The sequence below is a fragment of the Aphanizomenon sp. CS-733/32 genome, from assembly GCF_028330045.1.
Classification (GTDB): Bacteria; Cyanobacteriota; Cyanobacteriia; order Cyanobacteriales; family Nostocaceae; genus Dolichospermum; species Dolichospermum gracile.
Genome location: NZ_JAQMSE010000028.1, coordinates 1 through 11,735, shown reverse-complemented (window position 1 = coordinate 11,735; position 11,735 = coordinate 1). Strand labels below are relative to the sequence as shown.

The 11,735-nt window shown below is 38.2% G+C and carries 8 protein-coding genes; 4 read left to right on the top strand and 4 right to left on the bottom strand.

Annotated elements, in window-relative coordinates:
- Positions 1-598 precede the first annotated feature (598 nt).
- From PN471_RS02070 to PN471_RS02055, 4 genes are all read right to left on the bottom strand, one after another.
- Positions 599-1,426, bottom strand: coding sequence for a Uma2 family endonuclease (locus PN471_RS02070; RefSeq protein ID WP_271775458.1), 828 nt, complete (start codon positions 1,424-1,426; stop codon positions 599-601).
- A gap of 383 nt (positions 1,427-1,809) precedes the next feature.
- Complete coding sequence (locus PN471_RS02065) at positions 1,810-2,322, bottom strand: DUF29 domain-containing protein (protein ID WP_271775457.1); 513 nt, start codon at positions 2,320-2,322, stop codon at positions 1,810-1,812.
- 238 nt (positions 2,323-2,560) lie between these two features.
- Positions 2,561-2,800, bottom strand: a complete 240-nt coding sequence (locus PN471_RS02060; RefSeq protein WP_271775456.1) for a hypothetical protein — start codon at positions 2,798-2,800, stop codon at positions 2,561-2,563.
- Positions 2,801-3,035: 235 nt separating this feature from the next.
- Positions 3,036-6,236, bottom strand: coding sequence for an ATP-binding protein (locus PN471_RS02055; RefSeq protein ID WP_271775455.1), 3,201 nt, complete (start codon positions 6,234-6,236; stop codon positions 3,036-3,038).
- Positions 6,237-6,867: 631 nt separating this feature from the next.
- Between PN471_RS02055 and PN471_RS02050 the strand changes: the two genes are divergently transcribed.
- The 4 genes from PN471_RS02050 (at position 6,868) to PN471_RS02035 (ending at position 11,725) form a co-directional block, all read left to right on the top strand.
- Entirely contained in the window at positions 6,868-7,443 is a 576-nt protein-coding gene (locus PN471_RS02050; RefSeq protein WP_271775454.1) for a KaiA family protein, read from the top strand.
- A 111-nt stretch (positions 7,444-7,554) separates the two neighbouring features.
- On the top strand, positions 7,555-7,869 hold the full coding sequence (gene kaiB / locus PN471_RS02045) for a circadian clock protein KaiB (RefSeq protein ID WP_271775453.1): 315 nt from the start codon (positions 7,555-7,557) through the stop codon (positions 7,867-7,869).
- A gap of 186 nt (positions 7,870-8,055) precedes the next feature.
- The gene (gene kaiC, locus PN471_RS02040; RefSeq protein WP_271775452.1) at positions 8,056-9,612 is read left to right on the top strand and encodes a circadian clock protein KaiC; all 1,557 of its coding nucleotides are present in this window, start codon (positions 8,056-8,058) and stop codon (positions 9,610-9,612) included.
- 109 nt (positions 9,613-9,721) lie between these two features.
- Positions 9,722-11,725: a TolC family protein gene (locus PN471_RS02035; RefSeq protein ID WP_271775451.1), complete on the top strand. Its 2,004-nt coding sequence runs from the start codon at positions 9,722-9,724 to the stop codon at positions 11,723-11,725.
- Positions 11,726-11,735: the final 10 nt, after the last annotated feature.

The window sequence follows — 11,735 nt, the reverse complement described above, 5'->3', positions numbered from 1 at the left end:
CCTGATCACTAACTAAACAATTGATCATACGAAGGTTGCATGGAGGGACTGAGATCAAAAAGACCATCAAAGCCCAACTCACTGTTCAATACTATCCCGGTTCTGTCAACCTCGGACAACAATAATCGAATCTATTTTTTGTAACTTTTATTTTATCAAGGTTTGCGATCGCCGTTCTCTAAGGGAACACCAAAAAATAAATTACCCAATTTTGGGGCATGGGCATCCTACCCTTCCTTGATTATTAGCGGGCAATCCGTCCCGCACCACAAGAAATTTTTGGGTATTTTTTTAATTGGAAGTCCCTAATGGATGGATAATAGAATAACACAGATTTAATTAGTAGTTCGTTAAGTTCAGAGATTCTGATTCAAATGTCATCTTTATTATCAGTACATTTTGCTTAACTCCTCTAAACAATTGATACCTGCTAAAGAGTTTCATCTCCCCGACTTCTTAAAGAAGTCGGGGATCTTATTTTCTTATTTTATTGATAGAGTCAAGGCTAAAGAGTTTCCCTAGTGACTAATTTGAGATTTCATCAATTAGCGATCGCTTTCAAGTAATGATTACCTTCGTAGCGAACAATTTTTCAACTCTATTGGTTATTAGGTAAGCTGATACCTTGTTCCAATAACAATTGTCGTAATTTAGCTACTTCTAATTCAGCAGAGTCAGCCCGTTGCTTTTCTTGTTCAGCCCGTTGCTTTTCTTGTTCAGCCCGTTGCTTTTCTTGTTCTGCTTGTTCTTCTGGTGTAGACAACCAATTATTATCTCTATCATACCAACGTAACCACTGTCTAGTTACTCCTTGATATTCTCCCTCCCATAACCCTAAACCCAATTCAGCTTCTTCTAGCCATACCCCTAATCCATTAATAGAGAGAGGTTGATAACGGTTCGTTACTAAACCATAACAGTGAAACTCGTCAGTATAACGGTTATAGACAAAATAATAGGGGATTCTGAGAATTTGTTCATATACTGTCCATTTATTAGGTGGTTGATTAACTTCCCGTAAATTTCTATTTCTCCCTAAGTCTTCGTTTTCTGTTCCTGGAGATATTAATTCTACTGCTACAAAGGGATATGTTCCCTCATACCAAGTAACATAGCTTAATCTTAGTTCTGTTTGTTCATAAAAACGGGATACCCCCAAAACCGCAAACCAATCTGGTCTCTTATACCATTGTGTATGCTTGCTGTCATAGTATAAGTTCAAGTCACTACCTGTAAATACATTGTCTTCTGCATAAGAAGGCGGGCGAAAGGTACTACGCAATAGTTGCGGTTGTAACAGGTGAAATTCGTCTGGCAAACCTGGCTCCTCTGGATCTTCACTAGGTAAATCATACATCGTTGGCAGTGTTTGTTGAGGAGGTAATGGCTCATAGCTAGGTTTGCTATACACATCACTTTGATACATTGTTAATCATCTCCTGTATTTAATAGCCGTTGCCAAGATTCCACTATAGATTGATTACCACTGAACATAACCATGAAATCCAATACTTGTCGGTTAAGGAAATGTAGGTTGGGTTGAGCGATAGCGAAACCCAACAAAGTCCTTGGGTCAAGGGAACTCCTAACTGGGAACAGGAAGAGAGTTTTGAGTGATTTTACTTTTCTTCACATACCTTTTAAATCTTTCTGTTCACCTATTTAAAAGGAGATATGCTTTAGTAAAAGCGATCGCCCAGACCATTTCTGTCCGTGTATCCGTCCTCGATTCAACTTTTAGTTCTGTAGTTGACAATTTTGTCAGTAAATGTGAGGTTTATTGATGAAATCAACGGATGACTTAACAGTTTAGCAATCTTCTTTTAACTCTGGCAGCCAATCTTCATTCAAAACTTGCTCTATATTGGCAATAGGAGATGGGGGAAATAGATTTGCATTTAAACCCGTCCTCACGCTCGTAATCTGGCAAGCATCATCATAAATTTCTTGGGCAACTTCTTGAAAATAAGGCTTTAGGCTCGGACTCCGGTTTAAAAGTCGCTTGAGTTGTTTCCGTTGTTCTAGAATGGTGGCTCGCCATCCCCTTTGATTGTAATCACGCTCTTGCGACCAATAAGTCAATTTAAGCAAATGTTCATAAAGAACTAATAAACGACTTTCTAGCTGATTTTTTTGCTCGTTGCCCAAATCCTGTAACTCCTCCACTAAATAATCCCAATCAATGGCTGTGATCGCCCCTCTCTGGATATTCTCAATAGTAGTTTGTACCCATTGATAAAAATCAAGATCGTGAACTTGGGTCGCTATTTGCGCGGTATCGAGCATTTGAGCTTCTTGCTCTTGGGCAGTTATAGCGGACATGGGTTGAGTCTCCTTATATTGGACTACTTTATCAGCATTCTAGCAATTTCTAGATTGGAAATAGCTGTGCAAAGGCGATCGCCCTTGGTTTATGCACCTGCTGGGAATGTGTTGGGTATCTGAAATTTTGTTTTCCTGCGCCATTACGGACAATAATTCCTATTCTATATGACTATTTTGAGATTTGTCTAAGAGGTTGTTGGAAAAGCATTAGATGAAATCAGTAATTTCCAAAAACCTAACCCCCTTCCCTGGCAGGGAAGGGGGGTTTCAAAGCCTCTCCCCGCGTCGGGGAGAGGTTTGGAGAGGCTTTTTCAAAATCATCTGTCGTGTTACACAAGAATTCAGGATTTAATATTTCTTGTATATCATAGGGTAAGGTGAAAATTCGCCAAGTGGGAATAAAGTTATACCAAGCCATTAATTTTATACAGGTTTGCGATCGCCGTTCTCTAATGGATGGATAATAGAATAACACAGAGTTGATTAGTAGTTCGTTAAGTTCAGAGATTCTGATTCAAATGTCATCTTTATTGTCAATATATTTTGCTTATGGAAAAAATCTGCCACATCTATAAAATCGTCACAATCAAATAAATCAAATAAATCATAGGACTTACGCACAAGTCACGGAATAATGAACCACAAAGGAACGAAGAGAAAGAAGAAAAGAGGGTTTGAGAGATATTTTGCGTAAGTCCTGAAATCATAGTCTAATTTGTCAAAGATTGATTGATTTGAATTAATAAATCTTCCATTGAAATAGAACGAGGTAGTATTTGTGTAGCAATTCCTCGAACCGCAGTTTCCACAGAAGATGTATATTTTGGTTTCCGAGATTTTGCCGCATTTCCATAATTAGGTTCATTTAATTTTTGGTCAAGTATCAAAATTGGTGGCAAATCCAACTGTAAATTCCCCAATGATTCAATAGCTTTTTGGACTTCCTTATTAATTGCCGTTTCCTGCCAGCAAATTAACAGTAAATCAACACTTTTATTGCTAATTTGTTGGACAACTTCCGACCAACAACTGGCAATAGAAGCTCTAAAACCAGCAGTTTGTAAGTATTGAATTAAAGCTTGAAACCACTCATATCCCCGATTAATTTGCTCATCTTCAAAATTGAGAAAATAATTTTTGACTGACTGATCATCCTTAATTGGTTTGCGTTTTGATTTGGGTAAATCACTCAACATATTTATATCTACCACTAAAATATTGATTGGGCAACAAATACCAGCAGCAATTTGTAATACAGATGACAAAGCACCTTGTTGATAATTTTGATTATTATCTTCCTGAGTCAAAGGACTTAAACAAGGAAATACAGACAATCCTGGTATTTGAGAAGCAGCTAAAGTAGTCGCAACATCACAAGTTACCAATGGTAATGTCGCCAACCTTTGGTGTTTATTTAATTGTTGTAGATAAGTGCGAGCAGTAGAAATTCCCATATCTAGCAAAATTACATCAAACTGCCAAACTCGCGCTAACAAATCTGCTTGATCTAGATCATCTACTTCAATCACCCGATGTTCTCGCAGAGAAGGATAGAGATTAATTACCTCTAATTCTGGATGTACTAACCTCAGAATTCGCAAAGGAACATTTTGAGAATTGATCCTATTATTTTCCAGTACTGAATGCTGAAATTCGCTCGTTATTGATATTTTTTCTAACAATAATGCCAATGGTTGATGTTTAATTGGTAAACTTAAAAAACCATCAGCTTGTTTAGTAAATGCTTGTTCTTTTTCTGCCGCTGTGGCTGTGACAATCACATGAATATGACGAGTTAAAACATCAGATTTCAGTAAGGTCATCACATCCCAACCAGAAAGTAAAGGCAGTAAAGGATTTAAAAATATCGCCTTTGGTTGTAAGCGACGAGCCTTTTCTAGTGCCTCTGTTCCTGATCTAGCAATAACAACACGATAACCTAAACCTTTGAGTTGTTCGGTTAATTCCTCAATATATTGAGCTACTGCTTCGACTACTAAAACCAATCTTTGGGAAGAACTATTGAGGTTTTGAGGGGAAGAATTAATGACACTGCTTACTTCTATCTTAGGAACTATATCTTCAGACTCATTACAACTAGCTTTTGGTGGACTGGGAGGTAAAAGTAGAGTAAATTGACTGCCTTTACCTTCACGAGATAAGAAACTGACATCTCCACCATGCAAACGGGCTAAAGCTCTAGTTAATACTAATCCTAAACCCGTTCCTTCAAACTGACGGGTGAGAGGATTTTCTAATTGCTGGAATTTTTGAAAGATTAAATGTTGTTGTTGTTCAGGAATACCAATCCCTGTATCCCAAACAGTAAAGGCAATCCAACCTTCCCAGCGGCTTACCCGTAAGCCAATTTCCCCAGATATTTCTGTGAATTTAAAGGCATTGGAAAGTAAATGGACTAACATCTGTCGCAAGCGTAATTCATCTGCCACCATTTCTTCTAAACCTGGTTCAATTGCTAGGCTAAATTGGTGATTAGATAAAGTTTGATTGTCTAGGGGGGATACTGGTTTAGCTTTGTTAGTTTGATGATGAATGTTTTTAACATCTGAAAAAGCCCTTTCACATACTACTTGAATTTGGACTGGAGTCAGGGTGAGTTCCATCTGTCCCGTTTCCATTCGCGTTAAATCTAAAATATCATTCACCACACTCATCAAATGTCTGCCACTTTGATGAATTAATCCAGCATAACGGGCTTGACGCTCATTTAGTTGTCCCAACTGTTGATCTACCAAAAGGCGAGATAGTCCCAAAACAGCCGTTAGTGGTGTTTTTAATTCATGACTAATGCAAGCTAAAAATTCATCTTTTAAGCGATTGAGTTGAATCAAATCAGCATTTTTTGCTGCTAATTCTTTACAAAGTTGCTGTTGTTCAGTTACATCTGTGGCTAATATTAACCATAGTTCTTCTGAATTTTCTGGTAATTCTGACTTGGAAACCCAAATTTTTAACTCGTTACTGTCTAAAGCAATTTTGGCAAACTGCCAAACCCGCTCCTGACCAGTTTTAATTTCAACCACACAAGTACAAATACCCAATTGCGTATCTAAAACGCAGTGGTTAGAACCGTTATTTACAGGTAGAGGTGATTCTTGTAAAAAAGGGAAAGCTGATGGTGAGGTTCTCTGTCTGTGCCTCGTGGAAGTATCGGGTTTGTGATTTTCCTGAGGATTGGCATAAATATATTTGGGAGTAAGTATAGTCTCTACCTGTTTTCTAATGCCTTCAGGATCTTTTAATGCTCCTAGTTGTTGCCACCAAGCGATATTTTGCGTAACTACTTCGCCTTGACTAGTTTGTAGCATAATTGGCCAGGGTAATTTAGCCAATAAGTGGACGATGGATTTGTGTATTTTTGGCTGGTGTTTATTGGCTGTATGCTCGATGTTTTTTTGGTGTTGAGAAGTTTTGGTGTTTGTCGCATACTTGTGACTTTCTTCTTCTTTGGTTAAGCTCAGGAAAATTTTCTTTTGAGCTAACAATGTTAATAGGCGTAAAGTATTGAGGATTCCCAAATATTTACCATCTGAATCAATTAGCGCCCAATCTAAGTTACTTTGTTGTTGGGTTTCTTGATGCTTGATAACCAAACTGAAGTCTTCGAGATTTGTTGCTGCTGATATGGTCTGTATTGGTTCTATGAGGGATTTATCCACCTGTGAGAGTGGTTGTTGTAAATTTAAGATTTTGTTATCAGCCTCCGCTGCTAAGAATTGTGGCAGTAGTCGAGCAGAATACAATACACCAATTAGACGTTGTTGAGAATTGACTATTACCAAGCGATCGCACTGTTCCTCGACGAAAATAGCCAACGCTGCTGCTAGAGTATTTGTTTCCCAGCACATTGGCACAGTTGCTATAAATTCATAAAGTGGGTACTGTAGCATTAAAATAAGTCCTCGGTGGTCTTTCTTCTGGTGATCAACTTCGGTATCACCATCAGCACTTGGTTTAGATGGTCTTCAAGCCTGAAGCAATATCCTCCAAGAATATTTAGAATGGCTACGCCACGCTATCAGCGATTCTGGTTACAATTGACAGACCTCTTCAAACTAGCCATTTTAGCTATGACTTTCGGTAACACTCCGCCATAGACATCCATTGTCTCGCCGCCAATTACCAATATTTTTTACCTTTCTGGTGCAAGATATAAGTTTATCTCCTCAGCAAGCCACTATCTTCAGCAACTTGCTACTGGTATTGAAAGTCGTCATTTTTTATAGTGACAACTACAACAATAATTATGGCTCTAAAGATTCGCTTTAGAACCTTGAGGAATTATAATGATTTAAAATGCGACAATTCTTTAAGTTCGTTTAAGTATCTTATCAATAAGTGAAATAATGTCATCTACCTGCCCCTAGATATGCTATCACCCACTATCCATCAGTTATAACTTTCCCTGAGTCGAATGGGTCATCAAAGAATTTGCCGGTTATCCTACTTAGTGTAGGTAAGTACCATTAATTATAGACCCACATATCTCACGCTCAAAAATTCATGATCTATAAACAGTAGATGTTATTACCTATATTGCTTTTACAAACAAATATAAAACAAATTCTCGATAGAACATTGGGAGCAAAGGAGTACAAAAGTTTAGTTTTGCAAATTGGGAATTTTATTGAGGGGGTAATAAGTCAATGGTACTGGCAGCCGATACCTTGTCAGATATGCTATTTCTCCCATTGTCAGCCACAGAACCCTCTGCCAAAATTAGATATTCAAGATAATCATATTTTGGCTTTTGGCAAACAGAAAAAGAACCAAATTTTTCAGGATATGACTGCTAACGAAAAACAGGAACTGTTAGCAGAACTCAAAGCAGATTACCGTCAAATTATTATAAATTATTTTATCAGTGACAAAACATCACAAGAAAAACTTGATAAATTTACTAATGCCTTATTTTACACCTGTATTCCCATACCACAAATTATAGAAATGCACATGGAAATCATTGATGAATTTGCCAAGCAATTAAGAATAGAAGGCAGAAGTGATGAAACACTGCTCGATTATCGTTTAACCTTAATAGATATTTTGGCACATCTTTGTGAAGTTTATCGCTGTTCTGTTGCTAAAATCAGTTGAATGCCACAAAGTAGAATGTTTATTGACATTCATGGTAAATTTATACCTGAATGTATATGTAATCCTACGTCTTTGCTCTTTTACCTCTATATTTCTAGGAGTTGATATTGTATGAATGAAGCTAAAAAAACCTATGTTCTCAAACTCTATGTAGCAGGAAATACCCCTAATTCAATGAGGGCCTTGAAAACACTCAAAAATATTTTAGATGAAGAATTTCAAGGAGTTTATGCATTAAAAGTAATTGATGTCCTGAAAAACCCCCATTTAGCCGAAGAAGATAAAATACTCGCTACACCAACACTATCAAAAATTTTGCCCCCTCCCGTGCGGAAAATCATTGGTGATTTAACAGATAGAGAAAGAGTATTAATTGGGTTGGATCTGCTTTATGAAGAATTGAATGAAGAATACGGAAAAGAATAATACAAAATGTGGGCTTTAGAAAACAACAAGTAATAATTCCGAGTAAACTCGTGGCTTTAGCCACTTTTTGATGAAAGTCCGGGAATTTATCTACCTGCAATTTGGTATATTTATTTAGTTATTAAAAATAATTAAAAACTTTCTTGATTTTAAAAACCTGGGTTGAATATCCATATTAGATAAACCATGAATAAAAAAGAGCAACCTGAACAAAAAAAAATACCTATTGGTGTCGAAAAAATTCGCACGATGATCGAAGGCTTTGACGATATCAGTCATGGCGGTTTACCTGTTGGTCGAACTACCTTAGTTAGTGGAACTTCAGGAACTGGCAAAACTTTATTATCACTGCAATTCCTTTATAATGGCATCACCTACTTCGACGAACCAGGAGTATTTGTTACCTTTGAAGAATCACCCAGTGACATTATTAAAAATGCCCATATTTTTGATTGGAATTTACAACATTTGATTGATGAAGGTAAATTATTTATTCTCGACGCATCTCCTGACCCAGAAGGTCAAGACATAGTAGGTAATTTTGATTTATCTGCCCTGATTGAACGTTTACAATATGCCATTCGTAAATACAAAGCTAAACGGGTTTCCATTGATTCCATGACCGCCATATTTCAACAATATGAAGCTATCGGAGTCGTGCGGCGGGAAATTTTTCGGTTAGTAGCACGGCTAAAACTACTGAATGTGACTACCATCATTACGACTGAACGGGGTGAAGAATATGGGCCAGTAGCATCCTTTGGAGTCGAAGAATTTGTTTCCGATAATGTAGTAATTTCTCGTAACGTTTTAGAAGGAGAACGCCGCCGCCGAACTATAGAAATTCTCAAATTACGGGGAACAACCCACATGAAGGGTGAATATCCCTTCACAATTACCAATGAAGGGATTAATATATTTCCCTTGGGAGCAATGCGTTTAACACAACGATCTTCTAATGTGCGTGTATCTTCGGGAGTAAAAGTTCTTGATGAAATGTGTGGTGGTGGTTTCTTTAAAGATTCGATTATTTTAGCCACAGGAGCTACAGGGACTGGGAAAACTTTATTAGTTAGTAAGTTTATTCAAGATGGCTGCATTAATGGTGAACGAGCAATATTATTTGCCTATGAAGAATCTCGCGCCCAACTTTCCCGCAATGCCCATTCTTGGGGCATAGATTTTGAAGAATTAGAACATCAAGGGCTACTGAAAATTATTTGTACCTATCCTGAATCAACTGGTTTAGAAGATCACTTACAAATTATTAAATCAGAGATATCCCATTTCAAACCTGCTCGCATTGCCATTGATTCACTTTCGGCAATGGCTAGAGGTGTTAGTAATAATGCTTTTCGTCAGTTTGTAATTGGTGTCACAGGTTATGCTAAACAAGAAGAAATTACTGGTTTTTTTACCAATACCACAGACCAATTTCTGGGTTCTAATTCCATTACTGACTCCCATATTTCCACGATTACAGATACAATTTTGATGTTACAATATGTAGAGATTCGGGGAGAAATGTCGCGGGCAATTAACGTATTTAAAATGCGCGGCTCATGGCACGATAAGGGCATTCGTGAATATAATATTACGGCAGATGGTCCTGATATTAAAGATTCATTCCGTAATTATGAGCGGATTATTAGTGGTGCGCCTACCCGCGTTAGTATAGACGAAAAGGCAGAACTGTCTCGGATTGTCAAACGTTTTGAAGACAAACCGAGTTCTGATCTCTAACATGATTTATAGTGCGATATTCCTGCCTAAATCTCTAGATCGTGCTATATTTTGTGTTGAAGACAAGTATTCTGCCGCTAAATTAATATTTTTTGTGTGAGGGGATGCGGTGAAAGGACAGCAATTATTCCATTGTTTCTTACCTGGTGTAACAGTAGCAGTATTAACAACTCAGCCCGCTTGGGCTAATGTTATTAAAGTGAATGAGTCACAGCTAAAGTCTGCTCCTAGTGTGTTGGTTTTTACTAATAGTAGAAATTTATTCCCAGACAATAGCCTACTATCTAAAAGTAAAGTTAATAGTAACCCAGGATTATTACCTGTTAGTTATTTTAGTCAAGGCAGTATCAAGCTTGTTGGTAACTCCAGTCTACCCATAATCATGGCTGACAATTATCTCAGCACTGAAGGAGGAAAAAATTCTCCCAAATATGACAGTAGATTTGTCAGTTTTTCTGATTTATCAAATTCAAATAATAATTTACTGTTTGCGAGTAATTCTCAGTTAGGTAGTTTAAGTAACTCTGATCAGCAAGTGATCAATGGTGATGTTGAGGTATCAAAGTTACTAGAGTCTGGTAATTGTCCACAATCACAGCCCAAGAGTCAAGCAGCTTTACTACTTACTGCTAACACCTGCTTAACTCAAAATAATAGTTTGATAGCACAAACAACTGTTCCGACTACGACAGAAACCAGTACACCTCCGACCGCAGAAAATGTCAATTCTGCACCTAGTCAACCTGTAGATTTTCCTAATGTTCCTAAGGAGTTAAATCCTAGTCCTAATCCGCTGTTATATCCGACGCAAGCAGAGGAAGTGAAGGTGCAGGAAACTCAGCCACTTAGTTTGTCACAGGTGCTAGAACTGGCTAAACGGAATAATAATGATTTACAGGTGTCTGTATTGCAACTGGAACGGAGTAAATCGGTTCTGCGTGAAGCTCAAGCGGCTTTAATGCCCAGTGTAGATTTGAGTGGTGATGTGACAAATAGTCGTAGTGTTGGTGACACACTAGCTGTTAAAAGACAACGGAATAATGGATTAACCGTAGATGATGCTTCCTCAAATACGACGTTTAGCGGTACTGCACAGATAAGGTATGATCTTTACACTTCTGGTAGACGTAATGCAGCGATTAAAGAGGCACAAGAACGTATCCGGGTGCAAGAGTTGGATGTGGAAAGGCAATCTGAAGAAATTCGCTTGAATGTGGCTAAGGCATATTATGATTTGCAACAAGCTGATGAAAATGTGAGAATTTCTCAGTCAGCGGTTACAAATGCTCAGGCGAGTTTGAAGGATGCAGTAGCTTTAGAACGGGCGGGTGTGGGGACTCGTTTCGATGTGTTGCGATCGCAGGTAAATTTAGCCAACTCCCAACAGGACTTAACTAGTGCCTTTTCTCAACAACAAATTGCCCGCCGTAAGTTAGCACCACTGTTGAATTTACCCCAATCAGTGAGTATTACCGCTGCCGATCCTGTAAAATTGGCAGGTTTATGGCAACATCCACTAGAACAAAGTATCGTTTTAGCTTATCAAAACCGCCCGGAACTACAACAGAACTTAGCACAGCGCAATATTAGCGAGGCTCAAAGAAAACAAGCATTAGCAGCTTTGGGTCCCCAAGTGAGCTTAGTGGGTAGATATAACTTGTTAGATCAGTTTGATGATGGCACAAGCGTGAGTGATGGTTATTCTTTGGGAGTACAAGCCACCTTCAGTTTATATGATGGCGGGGCAGCAAAAGCCAGAGCAGCCCAATCCAAGACCAATATTGCGATCGCTGAAACTCAATTTTCCGAACAGCGCAACCAAATCCGCTTCCAAGTAGAACAAGCATACTCTACCCAGGCTTCAAACTTAGAAAATGTGCAAACCTCTAATGTAGCTTTAGAACAAGCTAAAGAGTCTTTGCGGTTAGCGCGGTTAAGATTCCAAGCAGGTGTCGGGACTCAAACTGATGTAATTAACGCATTAAATGATCTCACCCGTTCTGAAGGTAATCGCGTTAAAGCTATATTAGATTATAACCGAGCTTTAACAGAATTACAAAGATACGTTACCACTAGGGGTTTGAATCAGTTACAGGATTCAGGGGTCAAGTAAGAGGCAGGGG